Here is a 25,118-nt window from a genome sequence, read left to right as displayed (position 1 = left end):
CCCGCCCCCCGTCGCCCCCCCCCCCCCCCCCCCCCCCCCCCCCCCCCCCCCCCCCCCCCGCCCCCGCCCCCCCCGCCCCCCCCCCCCCCCCCCCCCGGGGTCGGTCTACAGTGCGACACCCAGCAGGGCGTCGACCGTGCGCGAGACGAGACCGGGTGCGCCCTCGTCCGTGCCTCCGCCCGCGCTCTGCCGCTCGGCCCAGCGGTCCACGGCGGCGAGTGCGGCCGGGGCGTCCAGGTCGTCGGCCAGGGCCTCCCGGACCTCATCGACCAGGGCGTCGGCGGAGATCCCGTCGGGCCGGGAGACGGCCGCGCGCCAGCGGGCGAGGCGCTCGACGGCGTCGGCGAGGACCTGGTCGGTCCACTCCCAGTCGGACCGGTAGTGGTGCGCGAGCAGGGCGAGCCTGATCGCGGCGGGGTCCACGTCGTCCCGGCGCAGCGCCGAGACGAAGACGAGGTTGCCCTTGGACTTCGACATCTTCTCGCCGTCGAGGGCGACCATGCCGGCGTGCACGTAGGCGCGGGCGAAGGGGTGCTCGCCGGTCAGCACCTGGGCGTGCGAGGCGCCCATCTCGTGGTGCGGGAAGGCGAGGTCGGAGCCGCCGCCCTGGACGTCGAAGGTCATGCCCAGGTGGTCCAGCGCGATGGCGACGCACTCGATGTGCCAGCCGGGCCGGCCGCGGCCGAGGGTGCCGCCGTCCCAGCTCGGCTCGCCCTCACGGGCGGCCATCCACAGCATCGGGTCGAGCGGGTTCTTCTTGCCGGGGCGCTCCGGGTCTCCGCCGCGCTCGGCGGAGAGCAGCCGCATGGCGTCGGCGTCGAGGCCCGAGACCTCGCCGAAGTGCGGGTCGCAGTCGACGGAGAAGTACACGTCACCGTCGAGTTCGTAGGCCGCGCCGGCGTCACGGAGGCGCTCCACGAGCGGGACGATGCCGGGTATCGCCTCCACCGCCCCGATGTAGTGCTTCGGGGGAAGCATGCGCAGGGCGGTCATGTCCTCCCTGAAGAGGGCGGTCTCGCGCTCGGCGAGCTCGGTCCAGTCCTCGCCGTCGCGCACGGCCCGCTCCAGCAGCGGATCATCCACGTCGGTCACGTTCTGGACGTAGTGAACCTGCCGCTTGGTGTCGAGCCACACGCGCTGGACGAGGTCGAACGCGTTGTAGGTCGCCGCATGACCCATGTGGGTCGCGTCGTACGGCGTGATGCCGCAGACGTAGATGCGGGCGACGGGACCGGGGTCAAGGGTGATCCGTCCGCCGGTCGCGGTGTCGTGGATCCGAAGGTCGCGGCCCTTGCCAGGAAGGGCGGGGACCTCAGAAGCGGGCCAGGCATGCATGTCACGAGCGTAACCGGACGATGCTTCCGGATACGAACCGGATGGCAGATCGTGGCCGAAGAGGCGGTCTTGCGCGCGGACCGGTCTTACCCCTTGACCGCCCCCGGAGGCCCGGCCCCGGCCCGGTCCGGGCGTCCCCGGCCTCCGGACGGGCCCGGGGCGCGTCCGGGGCGGGCCGACGCGGAACCCGTGCCGTCAGCGGGCCCGGGTCCTCAGACGGGTGGCCACGGGATCGGCGGCCAGTCGCCGCTCGGCTGCGGGTGCAGGCCGGACTTCCGGAGGCTCGCCACACGGTCGCGCAGCGCGTCCGCCTCCGCCGCGGTGATGAGTTCCCCCAATCGGGTGGCGAGCGCCGCACCGGGCTCCAGACCGGCGGCAAGCCGTTCGAGCACCTCCGTGGCCTCCGCCGTCAGCGGCTCGCCCGCCCACCCCCAGAACAGCGTCCGCAGCTTGTCGTCCGCGTTGAGTGTGACGCCGTGGTCGATCCCGTAGAGCCGTCCGTCCGGTGCGGACAGCAGGTGCCCGCCCTTTCGGTCGCCGTTGTTGATGACCGCGTCCAGGACCGCGAGCCTGCGCAGCCGGGGATCGTCGGCATGGACCAGCAGAGCGGTCTTCCCCTCCCCCACCTCGGCGAGGCCGACGGCCTTCCAGCCTTCCCCCGGCTCCTCGCCGTCGACGAGCGCGAGCAGGGGCGGCAGCCCGTCGGCGGGCGCCGCCTCCTCGTCCGCCTCGATCCACAGCTGGCACATCCCCTCGCCGTACGGGCCCTCCCGCAGCACCGTCGGCGGCACGAGGCCCCAGCCGGTGGCCTCGGAGATCTCGTACGCCGCGACCTCGCGCTGGGCGAGGGTGCCGTCGGGGAAGTCCCAGAGCGGCTGTTCGCCGGCGACCGGCTTGTAGACGCAGGGGCGTTCCTCGCCCTCGTGGGCGACCGTGCAGTACAGCACCGCGTTCGACGCTCCCCGGACCCGGCCGAGGACGGTGAGCTCCCCCTCGGCGAGCAGGGTGCGCATCCCGGCCTCCGTCAGGCCCCGCGACGGTATCCGTTCTGGCGCGGGCATACGTGTCCTTCCGGGTCGAGGGGGAGGCTGCACAGCGGGCAGGGCGGGCGGCCGGCGTTCACGACGTCCAGCGCGCGTTTGGCGAACGCCCGTGCCTGGGCACCGCTCAGCCGGACGCGCAGCATCGGCGGGCCGTTCTCCTCGTCCTGCAGAAGCCTTTCCTCGGCCTCGGCGAGGTCGTCGTCGGAGTCGGCGTCCAGCTCGACGAGGGCCTGAGCCTCGACGATCATGCGCTGCTCCTCGCCGTCCCAGGCGAGGGCCATCGTGCCGACCCTGAACTCCTCCTCGACGGGGGCGTCGAGCGGCGCGGTGTCGCTGACGTCCATGGGTGCCACGGCGGGCACCGGTGAATTGCCGCCGGTCCGTCGGACGACCTCGTCGAGGAGTTCGTCGATCCGTTCGGCCAGCGCGGCGACCTGGGTCTTCTCCAGGGCCACACTCGTGACCCGGCCTCGCGAGGATGCCTGCAGGAAAAACGTACGGCGGCCAGGCAGCCCGACCGTGCCGGCCACGAAGCGGTCCGGTGGGTCGTAGAGGAACACCTGACGGGACACGTCCTGTCTCCCTTGAGATCGTGATGGCGGATGGGGGCGGCCCCGGGGCCCTGCGGGGACGTCCCGCGAGGCCTCTACGGCGCGTCCACCCTACTGCGCGGAGCGATCACGGCGCCCCAGCGCCGCCCCCGACGGCCGCGTCCGCCGCCGGGTCCCCCGCCGCGTCGGCCCCGACGGCCTGTTCACGGGGCGCCAGGGACGCGAAGTCGCCGGTGTCGCCGAGGCGGAGAAGGAAAGGGCGCAGCCGTGTGTAGCGGATCGCGGTGACGGAGCACGGGTCTGCGTGGATGCGCTGGAAGAGGTCGAGATGCATGCCGAGGGCGTCGGCGACGAGGGCCTTGATGATGTCGCCGTGGGAGCACATCACGTACGTGGCGTCCTCGCCGTGCTCCTCCTCGACGCGGGCGTTCCAGTCCCGTACGGCGTCGACCGCGCGTGCCTGCATGGCCCGCATGGACTCGCCGCCGGGGAACTCGGCGGCCGAGGGGTGCTGCTGGACGACCTTCATCAGGGGCTCGTCGGAGAGTTCGGCGAGCTTGCGCCCGGACCAGTCCCCGTAGTCGCACTCACTGATCCGGTCCTCGGTGTGCAGCGAGAGGCCGGGGCGGGCGTCGAGGAGCGGCTGGAGCGTCTCGCGGCAGCGCTGCAGCGGGCTGCTGACGGCGGCGACGAAGTCGAGGGCGGACAGCCGGCCGGGCAGCGCGGCGGCCTGTCCGGCGCCGCGTTCGTCGAGGGAGACCCCCGGGGTCCGGCCCGCGAGCACTCCGGCGGTGTTGGCGGTCGAGCGTCCGTGACGTACAAGGATGAGCGTGGGCATGCCTGCCAGCGTAGAGGTGCGTGAAGGCTTCGCGGCAGGGAAGAATGCGCGGGTGATCGTGGACTGCGGAATTTACCGGGACGGGCGCCGGACCGAAGGCCCCGCCGACTTCTCCGATGCCCTCGACGAGGCGCGGGCATCCGGGGACGCCTTCGTCTGGATCGGGCTGCACGAGCCGACGGAGAAGGAGTTCGACCTCGTCACCAGTGAGTTCTCCCTGCATCCGCTGGCGGTGGAGGACGCCCTGCGCGCGCACCAGCGTCCGAAGCTGGAGATCTACGACGACTCGCTCTTCGTGGTCATCAAACCCGTGGTCTACGAGCCGGAGAGCGACACCGTGAGCGCCGGTGAGCTGATGCTGTTCATAGGCGACTCGTTCGTGGTGACGGTGCGGCACGGCGAGGGCGCCCCCCTCGCGGCGGTGCGGAGCCGGCTGGAGGCCGAGCCCGAGGTCCTCAGGCACGGGCCGACCTCGGTGCTCTACGCGGTGAGCGACGCGGTGGTGGACCACTACATCGAGGTCGCGGCGGAGCTCCAGGTCGACCTGGAGGAGCTGGAGGCCCAGGTCTTCGCCCCGACCGGGTCCAGGGACACCACGAACACCGCAGCGAGCATCTACAACTTCAAGCGGCAGGTGCTCGAATTCCGCCGTGCCACCAATCCGCTGGGGGCCCCGATGGCACGGCTGTCGAGCGCGGGCGTGCCCTTCGTCGACTCGGAGTCGCAGCCCTTCTTCCGGGACGTGAACGACCACCTGACGCGTGCCGTCGAGCACGTGGAGGGGCTCGACCGGCTGCTCTCGGACATCCTGTCGGCGCATCTGGCCCAGGTGGGCGTGCGGCAGAACGACGACATGCGGAAGATCTCGGCATGGGCCGCCATGGCCGCCGTACCGACCATGGTGGCCGGGGTCTACGGGATGAACTTCGAGCACATGCCCGAGCTCGACGAGGCGTGGACCTATCCGGCGGTGATCGTGCTGATGGGCGTCGCGGTCGCCGGGCTGTACCGCTTCTTCAAGCGCCGCGAGTGGATGTAGGGCGGGCGCCGGTCTCAGGCGTACTCGGTCTCGGGGACGGCCGGGCCGCCCAGCGCGTCACGCACGGCCGGCTGTTCGAGGCTCACCATCCGGCGCCAGCCCACCAGCCGCTCGTATGCGTACATCGCGTGGATACCGGCGGCCAGCACGGCGGCCTTGGCGCGGGGCCAGCGCAGCACGGCGCCCATGCAGCTCATCACGGCGAGGCTGACGTCGCGGTACACGCGGATCTCGGCCTCGGCGCACTCCCGGAGGACGGACTGGATCGTCCTGCCGTGGCCGGCGCGGGCGAGGCGCAGGAGCTCCTCGTGGCAGTACGCGAGGTGGTTGTCCTCGTCCCGCGAGATCATCTTCACTGCGCGGCCCAGGACGGGGTGACCGGCGAAGTGCTTGTGCAGGAGCCGCATCTGCTCGGAGGCCCGCTGCTCGGTGACCCTGCTGTGAGCCAGGTAGACGATGATCTCCCGCTCGGTGAGCGGCTCCTCGCCGCTGAGCCTGTCGTGGGCGAGGCCGATGCCGTGGCGCTCCAGCAGGAGGGTGTAGTCCGTCTCGTACGGCACCGCCACGGGCTGGAGTCCGCGCTGCTTCAGCAGGGCGTTGAAGATCCTGCCGTGCTTGTCCTCGTCAGCGCCGTGCCGGGCGACCTTGGGTGCGAGCGCGCTCAGCCCCGGGGGGACGAGTGCGGCGATGCGCCCGTTCTCCCACCCGCCCTGCGACTCGCCGCCGGCAGCGATCGAGCAGAAGAGGCGGAACGACTCGTCGTTGTCGAGGATCTCCTGGAACAGGCTCTTTGCCGAGAGCATCACTGCCACCTTTCGCACCGGTGTCCGCAGAGGCACAGTCAAATTCGGTACGCGTCGGTAGGCAACACGAGCGGGACCGCGCAGGGCCGAACGGGCGCCTCACGGCGGCCGGACCTGCCCGGGCGTGCCGGGAGGGGTACGGGGCGTAACCCGCGAGCGGTCCGGCGCGTTGTTCCGTACGACGGCCGTGGCGGGGAGGACCCCCGAGCCCCCACCACGGCCGTAGTGCTGCGCCGGATCAGCCGCTACCGGCTCACGCGGCGAGGCCGGAGCGCTCCAGGGCGTCGGTGCCGGCGCGCAGGGCCGCGAGCCGCTCGTCGAGCGTGAAGCCGGCCGGGGCGAGGGTCAGGGTCGTGACTCCCGCGGCCGCGTAGGCCTGCATCCGGTCGGCGATCCGGTCCACGGAGCCGAGCAGTGTGGTCTGGTCGATGAGCTGGTGGGGCACGGCCGCCGCCGCGCCCGCCTTGTCGCCGGACAGGTACTTGTCCTGGATCTCGGCGGCCTCCTTCTCGTATCCCATGCGCTGGGCGAGCTGGTTGTAGAAGTTCTGCTTGCGGCTGCCCATCCCGCCGACGTAGAGCGCGGTGTACGGGCGGAACATGTCGGCGAGGCCGTTGATGTCGTCGCCGATCGCCAGCGGCAGGGTCGGGCAGACGTCGAAGCCCTCCATCGTCTTGCCCGCCTTCTCCCGGCCGGCCCGCAGGTGCCGCACCGCGGTCTCCTCGATGTGGTCGGCGGACGGGAAGATCAGCAGGGCGCCGTCGGCGATCTCGCCGGTCTGCTCGAGGTTCTTCGGGCCGATCGCAGCGATGTAGAGGGGGATGTGCTCGCGCTGCGGGTGGACGGTCAGCTTGATCGGCTTGCCGGGGCCGTCGGGCAGCGGCAGCGTCCAGTGCTCGCCCTCGTAGGACAGCCGCTCCCGGGACATCGCACGGCGCACGATCTCGACGTACTCGCGGGTGCGGGCCAGCGGCTTGTCGAACTTGACGCCGTACCAGCCCTCGGAGACCTGCGGTCCCGAGACGCCGAGGCCGAGGCGGAAGCGGCCGCCGGAGAGCGAGTCGAGGGTGGCCGCGGTCATGGCCGTCATGGCGGGCTGACGTGCCGGGATCTGCATGATGGCGGAGCCCACGTCGATGGACTCGGTCCGGGCCGCCACCCAGGCGAGCACCGTCGGCACGTCGGAGCCGTAGGCCTCGGCCGCCCAGCAGACGTCGTAGCCGAGGCGGTCGGCCTCCTGGGCGACGGCGAGGTTGTCGCCGTCCATCCCCGCACCCCAGTAACCGAGATTGATGCCGAGCCGCATACCCACGCTCCCTCTACTGATCAGTAACGTTCCTGTGCCCGGGACTCTAGCGCGGGGCGCCGGAATCCGGCAGGCTCGCCCGGGACCGCCGGTTGTCCACAGGCTTCCACCCCGTGGGGCCTTGGCCAGTAATCTCAGCGCCCATGGAGCAGAGGCATCTCGGCCGTACCGGCCTTCGTGTGTCCCGGATCGGGCTGGGCACTCTCACCTGGGGCCGGGACACCGACGAACACGACGCCGCCGACCAGCTCAAAGCGTTCTGGGACGTGGGCGGCACCCTCGTCGACACCGCCGACGTGTACGGCGGCGGCGAGGCCGAACACCTGCTGGGGCGTCTCCTGGACAACCTGGTCCCGCGGCGGGATCTGGTCATCGCGACCAAGGCGGGCAGCGTCGCCGACCCCTACCGCCGGTTCGACGGATCGCGCGGTCACCTGCTCGCCGCCCTGGACGCGTCCCTGCGGCGGCTCGGGACGGATTACGTCGATCTGTGGCAGATCCACGCCTTCGATCCCGTGACCCCGCTGGAGGAGACCCTGCAGGCGCTCGACCTGGCCGTGTCGTCGGGGCGTGTCCGGTACGCCGGGGTGTCCGGCTTCAGTGGGTGGCAGCTGGCCAAGGCGGCCACCTGGCAGCTGGCCGCGCCGGGGCTGCGCACCCGCCTCGCCTGTACGCAGATGGAGTACTCGCTGCTGCAGCGGGGCGTGGAGCGCGAGGTGCTGCCGGCGGCGCTGGACCTCGGCGTGGGGTTGCTGCCGTCGTCCCCGCTCGGCCGGGGGGTGCTCACCGGCAAGTACCGCACGGGCACGCCGTCCGATTCGCGCGGTGCCTCCGAGCGGCTCGCCCCGTTCGTCGAGCCGTATCTCGACGAGGCGGCGGGCAGGATCGTGGACGCGGTGGCCACGGCCGCCGACGGCCTCGCCACGACGCCGCTCCAGGTCGCGCTCGCCTGGGTGCGGGACAGGCCGGGGGTGGTGGCCCCGGTCGTCGGCGCGCGCAACGCGCGGCAGCTGGCCGAGGCTTTGTCAGTGGAGGCGCTTAGTCTTCCTGACGAGATCTGCCAGGCGCTCGACGACGTGTCGGCGCCCGTGCACCGCTACCCCGACCAGGACTGGAGCACGCTGTGACTGCGCATCCCCGGGGAGAATCCCCGGACCCCGCGGCCGAGGACCACCAGGCCGGCGAGGACGCCGTCGTCCGGCCCGCCGAGACGCCCGGCACACCCGACGAGGACGGAGCGGGGAGCGCGGAAGGGGCGCACGAAGGCGCAAGGGGCGCAGAAGAGGCGCACGAAGCGGAGGGCAGTGCGGAGGGTGCCCAGGAGCCTGAGCAGCCCCCGGGAGCGTCCGCCGCACCCGCGTTGTCGGAGGCCGAGGCCGAGCTGGCCGCGCAGCGCGAGCTGCGCCTGCGGATCGAACAGCGCAAGGCCGAGAGGGACAGTCCCATCGCGGCCGGGACGAAGCTGAGCGGCCCCGCCGCGGATCTGCTCGCCGCCGTGCGGGCGGTGGAGAGCGGCGAGAAGCCGGGCACCGCGTTCTTCGACTCACCCGCGTCGGCGCCCGCGCCACGCCGCGCCGCGCCCGCCGCACCCGCACGGCCCGCTCCCGCTCCCGTCCCCGAGCGGCCGGCACCGCGGGCGGCGTCCCCCGAGGCCGCGGCCTCGGTCGCGACGGTACTGGCCGGAGGCGGGGCTCCCGAGGCCCTCGCGGGCCCTGCGGCGGCGACGCTCGGCGAAGGGGCGGCCGGGGTCCTCCGGGAGGACCCGTGGCAGCTGCTGTCCGTGCCCGGTGTCAGGCCGGAGCAGGCGGACGCCTTCGCGCGGGCCCTGCTGGGCGCGGAGTGCGGACCCGACGACCAGCGACGGACGGCGGCCCTGGTGGGCTGGCTGCTGGAGCGGGCCGCGCTGCGGGGCCACACCGCGCTCGACGCCGGCGAGGCGCGGACGGCGCTGGCGGGGTTCGGGGTCACCGATCCCCAGGAGGCCGTCCAGCACGCCGTCGCGGAGGGCGTCGTACTGGTCTTCCAGGACGGCGTGGACGCCACGGGTGCCGGGGAGCCGGAGGAGGACGCCGGGGCGGACGGGAGCGCGGACGGGGACGGGGACGGGACGCGGGACGACGAGGAGCCGGTGCGGGTCCTGCTCGGCCTCGACCGCTACGCCCTCGCCGAGGAGAGCCTCGCCGACGGTCTGGGCAGGCTGGTCAACTCGTGCGAGAAGGGCGCCGACTGGACGGAGGCCGCCGCCTCGGCCCCGTCCGCCTCGGCGGGCGAACTGATCCGGGCCGCGGCGACGGCGGGTCTGGTCGCCCACAGCGGCGGCGAGAGCGCCCGGACGGAACCCGCCGCCCTGATCGCCGCAGCCCAAGGCCTCGGGCTGCGGGCCCTGGGCACCGCGCACAGCGCCGACGGGCAGCGCAGGCTGGCCGACGCGGTCGGAGATCCGCGGTCCGCCGTCACCCTGTCCGCCCTGCTCTCGGGCGAGGCCGGTCCGGGCCGGGACGCGGACGGCGCCTTCGCGCTCGACGTGCTGGTGGTGCTGGACGCCCCGCAGCTCGACGTGGAGACGGCGGCGATGCTGGTGGAGTCCCTGGCGGACGGGACGCGGCTGGTCCTGAGCGGTGATCCGGGGGTGCTCGGCTCGGCCGGTGCGGGCCGGGTGTTCGCCGATGTGATCGCTGCGCGCGCCTGCCCCCACGTCGTCTCGCGCACACCCGACCCCGGCCCGATCGGTGAACTGGTCTCCGGCATCGGCATCGGTGAGCTCGCCCAGGTCGAGGCCCCCGGCAGGGAAGTGGTGATCGTTCCCGTCCACGACGCGGGTGAGGCCGTCCACCGTACGGTGCAGCTGGTGGCGGACTCGGTGCCTCGCGCCCTCGGCGTGCCCTCGTCCGACACCCAGGTGATCACTGTCGGGCACGGTGGCTCGGCCGGCACCACCGCACTCAACGCGGCGCTCAAGCAGCGGCTCAATCCGGGGCCGGGCCGCTTCGGCGGATTCGACCCGGGCGACCGGGTCGTCCACATCCCCGCGCCCGGCAGGGCCGTGCCCGGTGCGGTGGTCTCGGCCGACGCGGAGGGACTGCACCTGGACTGCGCGGGCACAGCCGTCGTCGTGGCGCCGGACCGGGTGGAGGCCTCCGTACGCCACAGCTGGGCGCTCAGCGCCCACCAGGCGGCCGGGATGCGCTGGCCCGCGGTCGTGGTGGTGCTGCCGGGCGACGCGGCGCAGGGGCTCAGCCGGCCCTGGGTCTACACGGCCTTCAGCCGCGGGGAGCGGCACCTGTCCGTGGTGCACGGCGTGGACCAGGCTCTGCCCCGCGCGGTGGCCGAGGTCCCGGCCCAGGAGCGGACGACCCGACTGCGCCCTCTGCTGGAGGCGCTCCCCACTCCGGACGCCCCGTAGCCACGTGCTCCGTCCCGGCCGGAGCACACCGACGGCCCCGGCACGCTGTTCCGTGCCGGGGCCGTCGGGCGGTGGGCTCAGGAGCGTCGGGCGGTGGGCTCAGGAGCGTTGCGGGACGCTGCCGTCGGGGTCCTCCTCCAGCTCGTCCTCCTCGTCGAAGACCGCGCTGGCGTCGAACCGGCAGACCACCAGCGCGGGGTCGGCCTCCTCGAACGGCGCCCCGAGCCACTCCCCGGGCTCGGGAAGCTCGTCCACGGCGGAGACCCAGAGGGTGGAGTCCCCCTCCTCCAGGCCGAACTCCTTGTGACGGGACGCGATTTCGTCCGCCTCGTACTCGCCGAACACCACGCCCAGCGCGGCGTGCACACCCGCGTCGGCGACCGCCGGAACACCGGCGTCCTGGCCGTCCGGATCGAGCTCGGCGAGCCGCTGTGCCTGGGCGATCAGCCGCGCGGGCTCCGCCACCGCGTAGTCGCGCCTGATCAGGACGCTCACGGCATGCGGTTCGTCGGGGCCCGCGTAGGGCGGCAGGGAGTCCTCCGCACTGGGGATCTCGAAGGGTGTGACCTCGTCGTAGCGGTCGTAGAGCAGCTCGTCGTAGACCTCGGCCGCGGCGGCCAGTGCGTTGAACGCGTCGTAGACAGCGGGGTCGTCGTCCCCGGTACGGCGTTCGACTGCCTGGAGGTGGCGGTCGAGCGCGGTTTTGACTGCATCGGCGGCGGCGCGTACCTCGGCAGCGGTGGGCTGCGCAGCATCAGACATGGGACAGACGCTATCCGTACCAGGGGTCTGCCCGCACAATAGATGCGATGCCGGAATACGAATTCATCGACGTGTACGTGCCGCGCGGGGTGTCCCGCAAGGAGGCGGCCCGCCTGCTGACCGACCATGCCGAGTACGGGCACTGGGAGTTGGACCGGCTGACGCTGCGCCGTGACGGCAGCCGCCGGGTGCGGCTGCGCCGCCGCATCATCCGCCAGCTCCGGCCCACCTGGTAGGACGGAGCGGGTTCCGCGCGCGCGGAACCCGCTCGTCGTGCCGATGGCGCCGTGCCGATGCCGTCGTGCCGCTATGCGGCGCCGCGCGAACGCCGGTACAGGACCGTGCCCGCACCTGCGAGCATCAGGCCCGCGCTCGCCGGAATGAGCAGGCCGAGGCCGCCCCCACCGGTCTGCGCGAGCTGCTCGCCCGGCACGAGCTGGGTCTCGGGAGCGGGGGGCGCGTCCGGGGTGACCGGCCGCTCGGGGGTGTGCGGCGTCTGCGGCACGACGGGCGGCGGGGCTGTCTCCGTGTCGTTCTCGCAGGAGTTGCCGAAGACCGGGTTGAGCAGTCCGCCGACGGTGACGCTGTTGCCGCAGAGGTTCAGGGCGATCTCCACCGGGACCTGCACCTGGTTGCCGGAGAGGATCCCGGGGGAACCGGTGGTCTCCGCCTGGGCCGAGGTGCCTGAGGCGCGGTGCCTGCCCGTCCCCGCCCCGCCGTCACGCCCGCCGTCGTGCCCGGACGCGTGGCTGCCCGATCCGTCGTGCCCGGACCCGTGACCGCCGTGCCCGCGGCCGGACTCCTCACGGCCGGAGTCGTGCCCGGACGAGGAGCGGTCGTCCGAGGTGTGTCCTCGGCCGGAGTCCGAAGATCCGTTTCCGCAGTCGTTTCCGCTCGTGGGGTTGAGCAGACCGGCAACGTCCACGGAGTTTCCGCACACGTTGACGGGTACATCGATCGGGACCTGGATCGAGTTCCCCGAGACCACGCCCGGTGAACCCGACGCGGCGCCGGCCGCGCCCGCGTCGGCGTGCGCGTAGCCGCTACCGAGCGCGAGCACTCCGCCCGCCGCTGCCATGGTGATCAGGCCTTTACGTGTGACCTGTCGCATAGGTTGTCTTCCTGCCTTCTGCATACCGAAATGCCCCGGACACAGCGGTGAGGGGGCCGAATGCCCAGAGGCCCCGGAGTGCATGGCGCGCACTCCGGGGCCGACCGGACTCACACCCTTACGGGTTGGTGCTCAACGTCAGTCGTTGACGCAGGCGTTGCCGAAGGCGGGGTTCAGCAGCCCGATCACGGAGATCGTGTTGCCGCACACGTTCACCGGAACGTGGACCGGAACCTGGATGACGTTGCCCGAGAGCACGCCGGGGCTGCCGATGGCGGCACCCTGGGCACCGGCGTCGGCGGAAGCCATACCCGCACCCGCGAGCACGAGACCACCGGTAGCAGCCGCGATTGCGACGACCTTCTTGATCATTATTCCTCCTGGTTGGAAAGTGCGGTCCCAGCCGCGGACCGCATCACCTGTAACGAGGAGGGAGTGCCGGGGCTACGAGTGCGTGATCGCTTTCACCCTTTCCGGTGAGGTCCGTACAGGCTGGCGATTCCGGCCGTGCGTGGGGTCAGGAGTGATCGATGAACCGGTCGAGCACCCGGGCCCCGAACTTCAGGCCGTCCACCGGCACCCGCTCGTCCACGCCGTGGAACATGCCGGCGAAGTCCAGCTCCGGCGGCAGCTTCAACGGGGCGAAGCCGAAGCAGCGGATGCCGAGGTCGTCGAAGGACTTCGCGTCGGTGCCGCCGGAGAGCATGTAGGGCACGGCTCGCGCGATGGGGTCCTCCGCCTTCAGCGCGAGCTGCATCGCGTCCACGAGGGACCCGTCGAAGCTGGTCTCCAGGGCCTTGTCCCCGTGCACGTCCTCGCGCTTGACCCGCGGGCCGAGGATCCGGTCCAGATCGGTCAGGAACTCGTCCTCGAAGCCCGGCAGGAAACGGCCGTCCACATGGGCGGTGGCCTGCCCCGGAATCACGTTCACCTTGTAGCCGGCGCCGAGCATCGTGGGGGCGGCGGAGTTGCGCAGGGTCGCGCCGATCATCTTGGCGATCCCGCCGAGCTTGGCGAGCGTCGCTTCCATGTCCTCGGGGTCGAGCGGGGTGCCGAGCGCGTCGGAGAGCTCGTCGAGGAAGGACCGTACGGTCTTGGTCACCCTGACCGGCCACTGGTGGCGTCCCAGCCTGCCCACGGCCTCGCAGAGCTCGGTGATGGCGTTGTCGGTGTTGGTCATGGAGCCGTGCCCGGCGGTGCCGTCCACGGTGAGCCGCATCCAGTGCATGCCCTTCTCCGCGGTCTCCACCAGATAGAGGCGCAGGTTCTCGTTGACCGTGAAGGAGAAGCCGCCGACCTCCCCGATCGCCTCGGTGACGCCGTCGAAGAGGTCCCGGTGGTTGTCGACGAGGTGACGTGCCCCGTAGGTGCCGCCCGCCTCCTCGTCGGCGAGGAAGGCCAGCACGATGTCGCGCGGCGGTTTGCGGCCGCTGCGCATGCGGTCGCGCACGACCGCGAGGGTCATCGCGTCCATGTCCTTCATGTCGACCGCGCCGCGTCCCCATACGCAGCCGTCCGCGATCTCCCCGGAGAACGGGTCGTGCGTCCAGTCCGCCGCGTTGGCCGGGACGACGTCGGTGTGCCCGTGGATCAGGAGCGCCGGCTTGGAGGGGTCCTCGCCCTCGATCCGGGCCACGGTGGAGGCGCGCCCCTTGTGGGACTCGATGATCTGCGGCTCCAGCCCGACCTCGGCGAGCTTCTCGGCGATGTACTCGGCCGCGGCCCGCTCCCCCGGCCCCGAGTGGTCGCCGTAATTGCTGGTGTCGATCCGGATCAGGTCACGACAGAGGTCCACGACCTCGTTCTCGGCGGTCCCGCCGATGCCGGCCCGGGCCGTGTTGGTCTCGCTCACGCTGCTTCCTTCCACTGACGCGGTGGTGCTCCCCCTCATCCTCGCGCGCCCGCCCCCGCGCACCCAAGACCGCCCGTACCCGTCATGCGCCTTTCACATGTCCGGCCGGCCGGGCGGCCGGACCGGGGGCGTGATCGAGCACCCCCGAATGTTTGCTATGGTTTTCCACGTCGGAACGGGCAGGGCCCAGACGACAGACACCCGGTCCGGGTGGCGGAATGGCAGACGCGCTAGCTTGAGGTGCTAGTGCCCTTTATCGGGCGTGGGGGTTCAAGTCCCCCCTCGGACACAGCGGAAAACCCCCAGGTCACCCACCCTGGGGGTTTTCGCTTGTTCAGGCCTTACTCCTTACCTGTGCCCGGACCGGCCGGTACGCGCCCTCACGGGTGCACGGGGGCTCCGAGGCCGGGAGTGCCGTCCGCTCGCCGGCCGAACGGCTGGACGCGGGTGCGGCGGTCGGGTCGTGCGGCGGATCGCCGGTGATCTCCTCGTACGGCCGGGCGTGGTGGACGAGCACGTCGGCACGCCCGTCCTCGGCGACGGTGAAGGAGTTGCGGCCGGGGCCCCTCAGCACGGTCCTGCGGCTGGGCACTTCGGCTCGACGCATGAGTACCGCTTTCAGCGGTGAGTCCGGCGTGAAGCGGGACTCACCGGACCGCGCGCGCCGGGACCAGCCCCTGCGCCCGCAGTTCGCCGAGGACGAGCGCGGCGTACTCGTCCGCGCCGCGTGCCGAGGTGTGGGTGTTGTCGCGCTTCTCGTCGTAGAGGTAGAGAGCCTTGGACCCCTCGGGGCCGAGCTCCTCGACCCGTGCCCTGGTGAGGGCGGTGAGGTCGACGACCGGGGTGTCCTGCTCGGCGGCGAGGCCGCGCATCTCGGCGGGCAGGTCCACGCCCAGACCGTTGACGATCAGTGCGGTGCCGTTGTCGAGCGTGCCGTCGGCATTGAACCAGCGGCGGACGACCGGGGTGACGAGCACGGGGCGCCCGCCCTCGGCGCGCACGTCCTCGATCATCGCGGTGAGGTTGGCCCGGTAGGTGTCGCGGTCGGTCTGCTTGTCGTTGTGGGCGAGCTGGATGAGGACGAGGTCGCCGCGGTGGATACGGGCCCGGAGGGCGGGGAACAGGGCCGGGTCGTCCCGGAAGGTCTGCGAGCTCTCCCCGGAGTCGGCGTAGTTGGCGACGGAGAGCCGGTCGGTGAGGTATTGCGGAAGCTGCTGACCCCAGCCCGAGTAGGGGTCACCCGGCTGGTCGCAGACGGTGGAGTCGCCGGCGAGCAGGATCTGCGGCACCCGGGCACGCTCGATGTGCAGCGAGGCGAGCTGCGGGGCGGCGCCACCGAAGGTGAGGTCGAGTCCCGGGCTGCCGGTGGCACCGGTGGGCTCGCCCTCGGGGTCGCGCACGTCCACGGTGAAGGTGCGGCGGACGGTCCCGCCGGGGGCGTTCGGGGTCTCGGCGAGCACGGATCTGCGGGACTCCGCGGTGACCGCCGTGGAGCCGGCCTCCGCACCGCCCCCGAGGACGGCCCGGACACGGTAGGTGCCGGGGGCGACGTCGAAGTGGCAGACGACGGGGGCGGTACCGGTGCAGTGGTCCGGCCCGGCCGCGACGCGGCCCTCGGCTCCGGCGGGAGCGGCCGCCAGGGTGGTCAGGGCCGCGGCGGCGGTGCAGGCGGCCAGCAGTACGGATCCGGCTCGGCGCATGGCGGGTCTCCCGGGTTGAATGGATTCAGCGGGGCCAGACCATACGCGTTCCCGCAAGCGCTTTCTACGGGGCGGACGTCTTTCTCCGCACCCCTTGACGGGGGTCGTCGGCAGCCCTAGCGTCGGTCCGATTCCACGAACGCAGCCCGGCATTTCGAACGAGCCGCTGGGGAGAGTCATGCGCCCGCACCTCACCGGAAGAGCCTTCGGCCCTCTGCTCGCGGGACCTCACGTCCCCCTCGTACGAGTTCGTCGCCGACTGCGTGGGCAAGGGCTCGGTCGACCGCGGCGAGGGCCCGGCGGTCTTCCGTTCCGACACAGAGGAGAAGTGGTATCTCCTCATCGACGAGTTCGGCGGCCGGGGCTACGTGCTGTTCGAGACCGACGACCTCGGCTCGGGGAAGTGGACGGTGTCGGCGGAGTACGAGCTCCCGCCGGGCGCCCGGCACGGGTCGGTGCTCCCGGTCACGCAGGAGGAGTACGAGCGTCTGCTGGGGGCCTACGCGATGGGATGATGGAGGGCCCTGCCCGTCCTTTCCGGGCCCCTCCGGCGACAAGGACCGACGCGATGAGAGGACGGGCGAAGCCTCCCGCCGCCCCGCTCCCCCAGCGCGCGGGCGTCGACCCGGTGCGAGTGCGGCTCCCGGCGGACCCGGAGGGGGTGTGGGCGACCGTCGGGGACCATCTGCTGGACCGGTTCGCCGGGGCGGTCGGCGCCGCGCGGGTGGGCACCATGCTGGCGGAGGGCAGGTTCGTCGGGGCGGACGGCGGCGCCGTGCGGGCGGACGAGCCGTACACGGCCGGGCGCCACCTCTGGTTCCACCGGGATTTCGCGCCGGAGGAGCCGGTGCCGTTCCCGGTCGGTGTGGTGTACCGGGACGAGCACCTCGTGATCGCGGACAAGCCGCACTTCCTCGCGACGACTCCGCGCGGCAGGCACATCACCGAGACCGTGGCGGCCCGGCTGCGCAGGGAGCTGGACCTGCCCGAACTGCAGCCCGCGCACCGGCTGGACCGGCTGACGGCGGGCCTGGTGCTCTGTGTCGTACGGGCCGGGGACCGCGGCGCCTACCAGACGCTGTTCCGGGACCGGCTGGTGCACAAGGAGTACGAGGCGGTCGCTCCGTACGATCCGGAGCTCACGCTCCCGCGCACCGTGCGGAGCAGGATCGTGAAGGAGCGCGGGGTCATCGCCGCGCGCGAGGAGGCGGGGACCGCGAACAGCGAGAGCCGGATCGAGCTGCTGGAGCACCGCGGCGGCACGGGCCGCTACCGGCTGTCGCCCGCCACCGGCCGGACCCATCAGCTGCGGGTCCACATGAACACGCTGGGGCTGCCGTTGGTGAACGATCCGGTCTATCCGGTGGTGGAGCCCGAGCCGGAGCACGCGGACCACCGGCGGCCGTTGCAACTGCTCGCGAAGGTCCTGGAGTTCACCGATCCGGTCACGGGTGAGCCGCACCGCTTCGAGAGCGGGCTGCGGCTCTCCGCGTGGCCGGACCGGTGAGCCCCTCCGAGGTCAGTGGCCGCGGTTGATCCAGTCCTCCAGCTGCGGGGCCTCCGCGCCGATGGTGGTGGAGTCCCCGTGACCGGTACGGGCGGTGGTCTCCGGCGGGAGCGCCAGCAGCCGGTCCCTGATCGAGTCGATGATCGTCGGGAAGTGGGAGAACGACCGTCCCGTGGCACCGGGGCCACCCTGGAAGAGGGTGTCGCCGGTGAAGACGGTACCCAGCTCCGGGGCGTAGAGGCAGACGGCTCCGGGCGCGTGGCCCGGGGTGTGCAGCACCGTCAGACGTGTCCCGGCGACCTCGATCTCCTGGCCGTCGGCCAGTTCGGCGTCGGGGGCCCGGTGGGGGTGGGTCTGCTTCCAGAGCGGCAGGTCGTCCGGGTGCAGCAGGATCGGCGCGCCGGTCGCCTCGGCGAGGGCGGGGGCCGCGTCGATGTGGTCGTTGTGCGCGTGGGTGCAGATGATCGCGCGCAGCGTACGGCCGCCGAGTGCCGCCTCGATCGCGGCGGCGTCGTGCGCGGCGTCGATGACGACCGCCTCGGTGTCGTCGCCGACGATCCAGACGTTGTTGTCGACGTCCCACTCGCCGCCGTCGAGGGCGAAGGTGCCGGAGGTGACCAGGTGGTCGATGCGGGCGGCCATCAGAAGACCACCACCGAGCGCAGGACGTCGCCGTCGTGCATCCGGGCGAAGGCCTGCTCGATCTCGCCGAGCCGGATGGTCTCGGTGACGAAGGCGCCCAGGTCGAGGCGGCCCTGCTGGTGCAGATCGACCAGCATCGGGAAGTCGCGCGAGGGCAGGCAGTCGCCGTACCAGGAGGACTTGAGCGAACCGCCGCGGCCGAACACGTCGAGCAGCGGGAGTTCGAGCCGCATCTCCGGTGTGGGGACGCCGACGAGGACGACGGTGCCGGCGAGGTCGCGGGCGTAGAAGGCCTGCTTGTACGTCTCCGGGTGGCCGACCGCCTCGATGACGACGTCGGCGCCGTTGCCGTCGGTCAGCGCGCGGATCGCCTCGACGGGGTCGTCCGAGCGGGAGTTGACGGTGTGGGTGGCGCCCATCTTCTTCGCCGTCTCCAGCTTGCGGTCGTCGATGTCGACCGCGATGATCTTCGCCGCTCCCGCGAGCCGGGCACCGGCGATCGCCGCGTCGCCGACGCCGCCGCAGCCGATGACGGCGACGGAGTCGCCGCGGCCGACCTGGCCGGTGTTGATGGCGGCACCGATGCCCGCCATGACTCCGCAGCCGAGCAGCCCGGCGACGGCCGGGGAGACCTCGGGGTCGACCTTGGTGCACTGGCCGGCGGCGACGAGGGTCTTCTCGGCGAAGGCGCCGATGCCGAGCGCCGGGGAGAGCTCGGTGCCGTCCAGCAGAGTCATCTTCTGCTTCGCGTTGTGGGTGTCGAAGCAGTACTGCGGGCGTCCGCGCAGACAGGCACGGCACTGGCCGCACACCGCACGCCAGTTGAGGACGACGAAGTCGCCCGGCGCGACGTCGGTGACGCCGTCGCCGACGGACTCCACGACACCGGCGGCCTCATGGCCGAGCAGGAAGGGGAAGTCGTCGTTGATCCCGCCCTGCTTGTAGTGCAGGTCGGTGTGGCAGACGCCGCACGCCTGGATCGTGACCACGGCCTCGCCGGGTCCGGGGTCCGGAATCACGATGGTCTCGACCCGTACCGGCTCGTTCTTTCCCGGAGCGATGACCCCTTGTACGTGCTGCGGCATTCCCGTGGACTCCCTTTCCCGACATTCCTCTGAGATCGATCACCGACAACCGTACGCCGTGCGGGGCGGCCGCGGTGGCGCACCACGGGTGGCGGCTCCCCCCGCCGTGCACGCCGTGTTGCCCAGGTCCCCTTGCACCCGGCGGCCACCCGTGTCAGGCCGGCCCGGATGCCGCCGGTGTCGTCCAGGTGGTTCGCGTACGCCGAGCCGGACGGGTACGCGGTGAGCGCTTCGGCCGGGGGACGCGCCGGTCAGGGAGGAAGGCGAACGCGCCACCGGGCGCGACGCGGCGGCCGGGGCGGCTCGGAGTCCGCGCCGACGCGGCGGCCGGGGCGGCTCGGAGCCCGCGTACGGCCGGCCGCTGAGGGCCCGTCAGGGCGCGAGCACGTCCAGTTCGTGCAGCGCGCCGACCGCGATCTCCGTCGTCAGTCTTTCCGCACCCGCCGCGTCCCCCTCGCGCACGGCTTCGGCGAGCCGGACGTGGAGCGTGACGGCGGCGGGATCGGGGTCCTCGAACATCACCTGGTGGTGGGTGCGCCCGGCGAGGACCTCGGCGACGACGTCACCGAGACGCGCGAACATCTCGTTGCCCGACGCGTTGAGCACGATGCGGTGGAAGGCGATGTCGTGCCGGAGGTAGCCCTCCAGCTGCTGGCCTCGCGAGGTCGCCACCATGCCGAGGGCGCATTCCGTGAGCGCGGCGCACTGCTCGGCCGTGGCGTGCCGGGCCGCGAGTCGTGCGGCGACGGGTTCGACGGCGGACCGCAGCACGGTCAGGGAGCGCAGCTGCCGTGGCCTGTCGGCGCCGGCGAGCCGCCAGCGGATGACCTGGGGGTCGTAGACGTTCCACTCCTCGGTGGGCCGCACGGTCACGCCGACCCTGCGCCGGGACTCGACCAGGTGCATGGACTCCAGGACGCGGACCACCTCGCGTACGACGGTGCGGGACACGTCGAAGCGCTGGGCGAGCTCGTCGGTGCGCAGGACCAGGCCGGGCGGGGACTCCCCCGCGGCGATCTCCAGGCCCAGGGTGTCCAGCACATGGGTATGGAGGCCCTGGGCAGGTGTGGTCATGCCCACAAGCCTACGGGGAGGCCTTGGGGAACAAAAAGTACGACGTTTATGTCACAGCCCCTTGAATAAGTCATATGTAATGGGTTTCAGTAGCGCGACGGACCGATGTCGCGGACCGATGTCGATGAAGACAGCGAGGCACCAATGAGCACCCCCCACGTCGTCGTGGTGATGGGCGTAGCAGGGACCGGCAAGACCACGATCGGCCCCCTGCTCGCCGACGCCCTGGGCGTCCCCTACGCCGAGGGCGACGACTTCCACCCGCCGGCCAACATCGCGAAGATGTCCGCCGGCACGCCCCTGGACGACGACGACCGCTGGCCCTGGCTGGACGCGATCGGGCAGTGGGCACACGGCCGGGCGGGGCTCGGCGGCGTCGTCAGCAGCTCGGCTCTCAAGCGCGCCTACCGCGACCGGCTGCGGGCCGAGGCCCCCGGTGCCGTCTTCCTGCATCTGACCGGCGACCGGTCCCTCATCGAACGCCGCATGGCGGACCGTAAGGGCCACTTCATGCCGACCGCGTTGCTCGACTCCCAGTTCGCCACCCTGCAGCCGCTGCAGGAGGACGAGGCGGGCGTCGCCGTCGACGTGTCCGGCACCCCCGAGGAAATCACCGATCGGGCCGTCGCCGCGCTGCGCCGGCTCGCGAACTAAGGATCACCACCGTGACCGGTCTCAGCGTCGAGATGCTGGCAGCGGACGCCGTCGAACCCATCACTTCGGCCGGTAACGCACAGCTGGGCATCGCCGTCCTGGCGGGCATCGCCGTCATCGTCCTGCTCATCACCAAGTTCAAGATGCACGCGTTCCTCGCGTTGACCATCGGCTCGCTGGCGCTCGGCTCCTTCGCCGGGGCCAACCCGGCGAAGACCATCGCGAGCTTCACCGCGGGCCTCGGTTCGACCGTCGCGGGTGTCGGTGTCCTCATCGCCCTCGGCGCCATCCTGGGCAAGTTGCTCGCCGATTCCGGCGGCGCCGACCAGATCGTCGACACGATCCTCGCGAAGGCGAGCGGGCGTGCGATGCCGTGGGCGATGGTCCTGATCGCCTCGATCATCGGGCTCCCGCTGTTCTTCGAGGTCGGAATCGTGCTGATGATTCCGGTGGTGCTGCTGGTCGCCAAGCGCGGCAACTACTCGCTGATGAGGATCGGCATCCCCGCGCTCGCCGGTCTCTCCGTGATGCACGGGCTGATCCCCCCGCACCCCGGCCCGCTGGTCGCGATCGACGCGCTGGGCGCCAACCTGGGTGTCACGCTGGCCCTCGGTGTGCTGGTGGCCATCCCGACCGTGATCATCGCGGGTCCGGTCTTCTCCCGCTACGCCGCCCGCTGGGTGGACATCCAGGCGCCGGAGAAGATGATCCCGCAGCGCCCGTCCGAGGACCTGGACCGCCGCCCCAGCTTCGGCGCGACCCTGGCGACGATCCTCCTGCCCGTCGTGCTGATGCTGATCAAGGCACTCGTCGACATCGTGGTGGACGACCCGGAGAACCACGTCCAGCGGGTCACCGACGTCATCGGCTCGCCCCTGATCGCCCTGCTCGCCGCCGTGATCGTCGGCATGTTCACCCTGGGCCGGGCGGCCGGCTTCACCAAGGACCGGCTCGCCGGCACCGTCGAGAAGTCGCTCGCCCCGATCGCGGGCATCCTCCTGATCGTGGGCGCCGGCGGCGGGTTCAAGCAGACCCTCATCGACGCCGGTGTGGGCCAGATGATCCTGGAGTTCTCCGAGAACTGGTCGATCCCCGCCCTGCTGCTCGGCTGGCTCATCGCCGTCGCGATACGCCTGGCGACGGGCTCGGCGACGGTGGCCACCATCTCGGCGGCCGGTCTGGTCGCCCCGCTGGCGGCCGACCTGTCGACCTCGCACGTCGCGCTGCTCGTCCTCGCGGTCGGTGCGGGCTCGCTCTTCTTCAGCCACGTCAACGACGCGGGGTTCTGGCTGGTGAAGGAGTACTTCGGCATGGACGTCCCGCAGACGATCAAGACCTGGTCGGTGATGGAGACGATCATCTCCGTCGTCTCGCTGGGCTTCATCCTGCTGCTGTCGCTGGTGCTGTAGGCGGGGCTACTCCTCCGGCTCCCGCCACAACGGGTGCTCGGAACGGGCCCAGGGGCGCTCGACCGACCCGGTGCGCATGCCACGGCGTGCCTCCGGGTCGGCGAGCGCCTTCGCCATGTGCCCGGCGAGGACGATGCCGATCGCGAGCGCGAGCCAGTCGTGCACGAAGGTCGCTCCCGTACGCCACGCCAGCGGGGCGAGCCCGGTGAACCACATCAGCAGTCCGGTGCCCAGCATCACGAGCACGGCGCCCGCGATCCACGCGGCGTAGACCTTCTGGCCCGCGTTGAACTTCCCGGCCGGCCGGGAGCCCGGTGTGCGGTCGCGGCGCAGCGCGGCACACAGCCACTGGCGGTCGTGCGGACCGAAGCGGTTGAGCCGCGAGAGGTCGGCGCGCAGAGCCCGCGAGACCAGCCCCGCCAGGAGCGGTACGGGGATCAGGAGCCCGGACCACTCGTGCACGGTCACCACGAGGTGGCGGCGGCCGACGAGTTCGGCGAGCTGGGGGACGTACAGGCAGGCCGCCGTGGCCACGCAGAGCAGCACCAGCCAGGCGGTGGTGCGGTGCACCCAGCGTTCGGCGGCCGTGAAGCGCCGGACCCTCGGTCCGTGTTCAGGCAGTAGGGGTGTCGTCCCGTCCGTTGGAACGGCCCACCCAGGCGTCGACGTCATAGCCGAGTTCCTCCCAATAGCCGGGGCGCACGGAGTCGGTGACGGTGATCCCGGAAAGCCATTTCGCGGACTTGTAGAAGTACATGGGGGCGACGTAGAGCCGGACCGGGCCGCCGTGGGCGTGGGCCAGGTCCTTGTCCTGCATGCGCAGGGCGACCAGGACGTCGGGCCGGCGGGCCTGTTCCAGGGTGAGGCTCTCGCTGTAGGCCCCGTCGAAGCAGGTGAAACGGATCGCCTTCGCTCCGGGCCGTACCCCTGCCGCGTCCAGCAGCGCCGAGAGCGGGACGCCCTCGAACGGGGTCTCGGGCACCCGCCAGCCGGTGACGCACTGCACGTCCCGTACGAGGCGGGTCTGCGGCAGCGCCTTCAGACCGTCCAGTGTGTACCTCGCCGGGTGGTCGACCAGGCCGTCCACGGTCAGCTCGTAGTCCGCGGAGGTCCTGCGCGGCACCGAGGAGGTGACGGAGTAGTAGCGGAAGCCTCCTCCGTTGGGCAGCAGGCCGCTGAGCCCGGTGGGGTCCTTGTCGGCGACGGCGCCCAGGCCTCTCTCGACCGCCCCCTGCAGGAGGGGGGCCGCCGCCACGCCGGCGGCGCCGAGGCCGAGCATGGTGAGGACCAGACGGCGTCCGACGGGCGTGCCGCCGGCGTCGGGAGGGGGTCCGGGAGGGGGACTGTTCACCCGCTCATTCGAACACCCGCGGCCGCCCTTCACCAGGGGCCGCGGGTGCGCGTCATGCTTCGGTAAGAATCGGGACGTCAGCGGGGCGCGGTCGTGCCCTCCGCGGCCTTCTCCAGCTGGAACGCCTCGTTGCCGAGACCGATCCGCGCGTGGACCTCCGGCCTGGTGCGGCGCAGCACCGCCCCGTAGGCCAGGCCGCCGGCGAGGGCCAGGACGATGACACCGGGCAGCAGCCAGTTCAGCGAGGATCCGGGTCCCGAGCCGACCAGGACGTCGAAGTCCCGGACGGTGAGGACGGCGATGGCCAGCAGCGCCAGGCCCGCGAGACCGGAGGCCACCAGGCGGGGCGCCTGGACCCGCCCGGCGCCGCGTCGCACGAAGAACGCGATGACGGCGAAGGAGGCCGCGGCCATCAGCACGATGACCCCGAGCGCGCCGACGTTGCCCATCCAGGTGAACAGGTGCAGGACGGGCGCGGTGGGGTCGCCGGCCGGGTTGTCGTCGGTGAGGGCGAAGGCGAGCACGATCACGGCGGACAGCGCGGACTGGAGCATCGAGCCCGTGGCGGGGGCGCCGCTCGCCTTGTTGGTGCGGCCGAAGGCCGCGGGCAGCAGTCCTTCGCGGCCCATGGCGAACGCGTAGCGGGCGACCACGTTGTGGAAGCTGAGCAGTGCCGCGAACATGCCGGTGACGAAGAGGACGTGCAGGACGTCCGTGAAGGTGGCGCCGAGCCGCTCCTCGGTGAGGCCGAAGAGCATGCCCGGCCCCTCCTTGAGCGACAGGTCGGCGATGGAGGAGGGGCCCGCCGCGACCGTCAGGGCCCAGGAGCTGACGGCGAGGAACAGCGCGGCGTAGCCGACGGCCAGGAACATCACGCGGGACACGACGACCTGCGGGCGGCTGGTCTCCTCGGCGTACACCGGGGCCTGCTCGAAACCGACGAACGCGGCGATGCAGAAGCAGAGCGCGGTGCCGAGGCCCGCCCCGGTGAGGGTCTCGGGGTTGAACGCGTGGAAGGACAGGCCTTCGGGGCCGGGCTTGCCGACGGCGGCGATGTCGAAGATCACGACCAGGGCGCACTCGATGACCAGCAGCACGCCGAGGACCTTGGCGTTGAGGTCGATCTTCAGCCAGCCCAGCGCGCCGACGACGGCCACGGCGAACAGGGCGGGGATCCACCACCGGAGGTCGATGTCGAGGTAGGTGGCGAAGAGGCCGGAGACCTCGAATCCGAGGATGCCGTAGATCCCGACCTGCATGGCGCTGTAGGCGACCAGCGCGACGAACGAGGCGCCCGCGCCGGCCGTGGCGCCGAGGCCGCGTGCGATGTACGCGTAGAAGGCCCCGGCGTTGTGGACGTGCCGGCTCATCTCCGCGTAGCCCACGCCGAACAGCATGAGGACGACGCCGAGGATGACGTAGAGCAACGGCTGCCCGACGATGCCCATCACGCCGAAGACCGTCGGCATCACCCCTGCCACGACCATCAGGGGGGCGCTCGCCGCGAGGACGGAGAGGAGCAGTCCGGGGGTGCCCAGCCGGTCGGCGCGCAGGGCGCGTTCCTCACCCTTGTAGGTATGGATCCCGCCGGTGTCGCCGGTCGTCCCGGTGGTGCCGGTCTCGCTCGTATCTGTTCTGCCCGTCGACATGGCG

The 25,118-nt window shown here is 72.2% G+C and carries 26 protein-coding genes and 1 tRNA gene; 9 read left to right on the top strand and 18 right to left on the bottom strand.

All coding sequences use genetic code 11. The features are described from left to right. Positions 1-105 precede the first annotated feature (105 nt). From mshC to ACIRJR_RS28780, 4 genes are all read right to left on the bottom strand, one after another. Positions 106-1,335, bottom strand: a complete 1,230-nt coding sequence (gene mshC, locus ACIRJR_RS28795) for a cysteine--1-D-myo-inosityl 2-amino-2-deoxy-alpha-D-glucopyranoside ligase (protein WP_403785923.1) — start codon at positions 1,333-1,335, stop codon at positions 106-108. Positions 1,336-1,547: 212 nt separating this feature from the next. After that, a complete protein-coding gene (locus tag ACIRJR_RS28790; RefSeq protein WP_403785921.1) occupies positions 1,548-2,396 on the bottom strand; it encodes an SCO1664 family protein in 849 nt (282 codons plus the stop codon). Next, complete coding sequence (locus tag ACIRJR_RS28785) at positions 2,360-2,950, bottom strand: DUF3090 domain-containing protein (RefSeq protein ID WP_403785919.1); 591 nt, start codon at positions 2,948-2,950, stop codon at positions 2,360-2,362. Before ACIRJR_RS28785 ends, ACIRJR_RS28790 begins: the two co-directional genes overlap by 37 nt. A 106-nt stretch (positions 2,951-3,056) precedes the next feature. Further along, complete coding sequence (locus ACIRJR_RS28780; RefSeq protein ID WP_403785917.1) at positions 3,057-3,767, bottom strand: histidine phosphatase family protein; 711 nt, start codon at positions 3,765-3,767, stop codon at positions 3,057-3,059. Positions 3,768-3,819: 52 nt separating this feature from the next. On the opposite strand from ACIRJR_RS28780, the gene corA reads away from it, so the two are divergent. Beyond that, complete coding sequence (gene corA / locus ACIRJR_RS28775; RefSeq protein WP_403785955.1) at positions 3,820-4,806, top strand: magnesium/cobalt transporter CorA; 987 nt, start codon at positions 3,820-3,822, stop codon at positions 4,804-4,806. A gap of 14 nt (positions 4,807-4,820) precedes the next feature. On the opposite strand, the gene ACIRJR_RS28770 is transcribed toward corA, so the two are convergent. Both ACIRJR_RS28770 and ACIRJR_RS28765 read right to left on the bottom strand, forming a co-directional pair. Next, on the bottom strand, positions 4,821-5,609 hold the full coding sequence (locus ACIRJR_RS28770; protein ID WP_403785915.1) for a ferritin-like domain-containing protein: 789 nt from the start codon (positions 5,607-5,609) through the stop codon (positions 4,821-4,823). 253 nt (positions 5,610-5,862) lie between these two features. Next, positions 5,863-6,915 (bottom strand): LLM class F420-dependent oxidoreductase, encoded by a 1,053-nt coding sequence (locus ACIRJR_RS28765; protein WP_403785913.1) that lies wholly within the window; start codon positions 6,913-6,915, stop codon positions 5,863-5,865. Between the two features lie 143 nt (positions 6,916-7,058). Between ACIRJR_RS28765 and ACIRJR_RS28760 the strand changes: the two genes are divergently transcribed. Both ACIRJR_RS28760 and ACIRJR_RS28755 read left to right on the top strand, forming a co-directional pair. After that, positions 7,059-8,042, top strand: a complete 984-nt coding sequence (locus tag ACIRJR_RS28760) for an aldo/keto reductase (RefSeq protein WP_403785911.1) — start codon at positions 7,059-7,061, stop codon at positions 8,040-8,042. Then, the gene (locus ACIRJR_RS28755) at positions 8,039-10,318 is read left to right on the top strand and encodes a helix-hairpin-helix domain-containing protein (protein WP_403785909.1); all 2,280 of its coding nucleotides are present in this window, start codon (positions 8,039-8,041) and stop codon (positions 10,316-10,318) included. The genes ACIRJR_RS28760 and ACIRJR_RS28755 overlap by 4 nt, the downstream gene beginning before the upstream one ends. A gap of 99 nt (positions 10,319-10,417) precedes the next feature. Here the strand turns inward: ACIRJR_RS28755 and ACIRJR_RS28750 are convergent, their stop codons facing one another. Next, positions 10,418-11,080 carry a hypothetical protein gene (locus ACIRJR_RS28750; RefSeq protein WP_403785907.1) on the bottom strand — a complete coding sequence of 221 codons (663 nt, stop codon included), beginning with the start codon at positions 11,078-11,080 and terminating at the stop codon, positions 10,418-10,420. Between the two features lie 47 nt (positions 11,081-11,127). Here ACIRJR_RS28750 and ACIRJR_RS28745 point away from each other — a divergent pair, with 47 nt between their 5' ends. Then, positions 11,128-11,316 carry a DUF5703 family protein gene (locus ACIRJR_RS28745; protein ID WP_053930948.1) on the top strand — a complete coding sequence of 63 codons (189 nt, stop codon included), beginning with the start codon at positions 11,128-11,130 and terminating at the stop codon, positions 11,314-11,316. A 71-nt stretch (positions 11,317-11,387) separates the two neighbouring features. Here ACIRJR_RS28745 and ACIRJR_RS28740 read toward each other — a convergent pair whose 3' ends face one another. The 3 genes from ACIRJR_RS28740 to ACIRJR_RS28730 all read right to left on the bottom strand — a co-directional run bounded on the left by ACIRJR_RS28740 (position 11,388) and on the right by ACIRJR_RS28730 (position 14,043). Continuing rightward, positions 11,388-12,191, bottom strand: a complete 804-nt coding sequence (locus ACIRJR_RS28740) for a chaplin family protein (RefSeq protein WP_403785905.1) — start codon at positions 12,189-12,191, stop codon at positions 11,388-11,390. Between the two features lie 138 nt (positions 12,192-12,329). After that, positions 12,330-12,563: a chaplin ChpH gene (chpH, locus tag ACIRJR_RS28735; RefSeq protein ID WP_329212748.1), complete on the bottom strand. Its 234-nt coding sequence runs from the start codon at positions 12,561-12,563 to the stop codon at positions 12,330-12,332. Positions 12,564-12,708: 145 nt separating this feature from the next. Then, positions 12,709-14,043, bottom strand: a complete 1,335-nt coding sequence (locus tag ACIRJR_RS28730; protein WP_403785903.1) for a M20/M25/M40 family metallo-hydrolase — start codon at positions 14,041-14,043, stop codon at positions 12,709-12,711. Positions 14,044-14,247: 204 nt separating this feature from the next. Between ACIRJR_RS28730 and ACIRJR_RS28725 the strand changes: the two genes are divergently transcribed. Beyond that, positions 14,248-14,332, top strand: a tRNA-Leu gene (locus ACIRJR_RS28725). Between the two features lie 45 nt (positions 14,333-14,377). Here the strand turns inward: ACIRJR_RS28725 and ACIRJR_RS28720 are convergent. Continuing rightward, positions 14,378-14,650, bottom strand: a complete 273-nt coding sequence (locus ACIRJR_RS28720) for a hypothetical protein (protein ID WP_403785901.1) — start codon at positions 14,648-14,650, stop codon at positions 14,378-14,380. Between the two features lie 40 nt (positions 14,651-14,690). Continuing rightward, positions 14,691-15,743: a rhamnogalacturonan acetylesterase gene (locus ACIRJR_RS28715; protein WP_403785899.1), complete on the bottom strand. Its 1,053-nt coding sequence runs from the start codon at positions 15,741-15,743 to the stop codon at positions 14,691-14,693. Positions 15,744-16,006: 263 nt separating this feature from the next. Here ACIRJR_RS28715 and ACIRJR_RS28710 point away from each other — a divergent pair, with 263 nt between their 5' ends. Continuing rightward, positions 16,007-16,258, top strand: coding sequence for a hypothetical protein (locus ACIRJR_RS28710; protein ID WP_403785897.1), 252 nt, complete (start codon positions 16,007-16,009; stop codon positions 16,256-16,258). Positions 16,259-16,311: 53 nt separating this feature from the next. Beyond that, a complete protein-coding gene (locus ACIRJR_RS28705; protein ID WP_403785895.1) occupies positions 16,312-17,250 on the top strand; it encodes a pseudouridine synthase in 939 nt (312 codons plus the stop codon). Between the two features lie 12 nt (positions 17,251-17,262). On the opposite strand, the gene ACIRJR_RS28700 is transcribed toward ACIRJR_RS28705, so the two are convergent. The 3 genes from ACIRJR_RS28700 to ACIRJR_RS28690 form a co-directional block, all read right to left on the bottom strand. Next, entirely contained in the window at positions 17,263-17,892 is a 630-nt protein-coding gene (locus ACIRJR_RS28700; RefSeq protein ID WP_403785893.1) for an MBL fold metallo-hydrolase, read from the bottom strand. Then, positions 17,892-18,977: an S-(hydroxymethyl)mycothiol dehydrogenase gene (locus ACIRJR_RS28695; protein WP_403785891.1), complete on the bottom strand. Its 1,086-nt coding sequence runs from the start codon at positions 18,975-18,977 to the stop codon at positions 17,892-17,894. The genes ACIRJR_RS28700 and ACIRJR_RS28695 overlap by 1 nt, the downstream gene beginning before the upstream one ends. Before the next feature lie 372 nt (positions 18,978-19,349). Continuing rightward, a complete protein-coding gene (locus tag ACIRJR_RS28690; RefSeq protein ID WP_403785889.1) occupies positions 19,350-20,051 on the bottom strand; it encodes a FadR/GntR family transcriptional regulator in 702 nt (233 codons plus the stop codon). 144 nt (positions 20,052-20,195) lie between these two features. Between ACIRJR_RS28690 and ACIRJR_RS28685 the strand changes: the two genes are divergently transcribed. Together ACIRJR_RS28685 and ACIRJR_RS28680 are read left to right on the top strand one after the other, a co-directional pair. Beyond that, positions 20,196-20,705, top strand: a complete 510-nt coding sequence (locus ACIRJR_RS28685) for a gluconokinase (RefSeq protein WP_403785887.1) — start codon at positions 20,196-20,198, stop codon at positions 20,703-20,705. A gap of 11 nt (positions 20,706-20,716) precedes the next feature. Continuing rightward, complete coding sequence (locus tag ACIRJR_RS28680) at positions 20,717-22,114, top strand: GntP family permease (RefSeq protein WP_403785885.1); 1,398 nt, start codon at positions 20,717-20,719, stop codon at positions 22,112-22,114. Positions 22,115-22,120: 6 nt separating this feature from the next. On the opposite strand, the gene ACIRJR_RS28675 is transcribed toward ACIRJR_RS28680, so the two are convergent. The 3 genes from ACIRJR_RS28675 to ACIRJR_RS28665 form a co-directional block, all read right to left on the bottom strand. Next, a complete protein-coding gene (locus ACIRJR_RS28675) occupies positions 22,121-22,786 on the bottom strand; it encodes a cytochrome b/b6 domain-containing protein (protein WP_403785883.1) in 666 nt (221 codons plus the stop codon). Continuing rightward, positions 22,728-23,393, bottom strand: coding sequence for a molybdopterin-dependent oxidoreductase (locus tag ACIRJR_RS28670; protein ID WP_403785953.1), 666 nt, complete (start codon positions 23,391-23,393; stop codon positions 22,728-22,730). Before ACIRJR_RS28670 ends, ACIRJR_RS28675 begins: the two co-directional genes overlap by 59 nt. A 149-nt stretch (positions 23,394-23,542) precedes the next feature. Then, positions 23,543-25,114 carry an APC family permease gene (locus ACIRJR_RS28665; RefSeq protein WP_403785881.1) on the bottom strand — a complete coding sequence of 524 codons (1,572 nt, stop codon included), beginning with the start codon at positions 25,112-25,114 and terminating at the stop codon, positions 23,543-23,545. Between the last annotated feature and the right edge of the window lie 4 nt (positions 25,115-25,118).

Source organism: Streptomyces sp. NPDC102402 (genome assembly GCF_044765765.1).
Lineage (GTDB): Bacteria > Actinomycetota > Actinomycetes > Streptomycetales > Streptomycetaceae > Streptomyces.
Note: the sequence above shows the minus strand (reverse complement) of the source record. Positions and strands in the feature narration are given on the sequence as shown.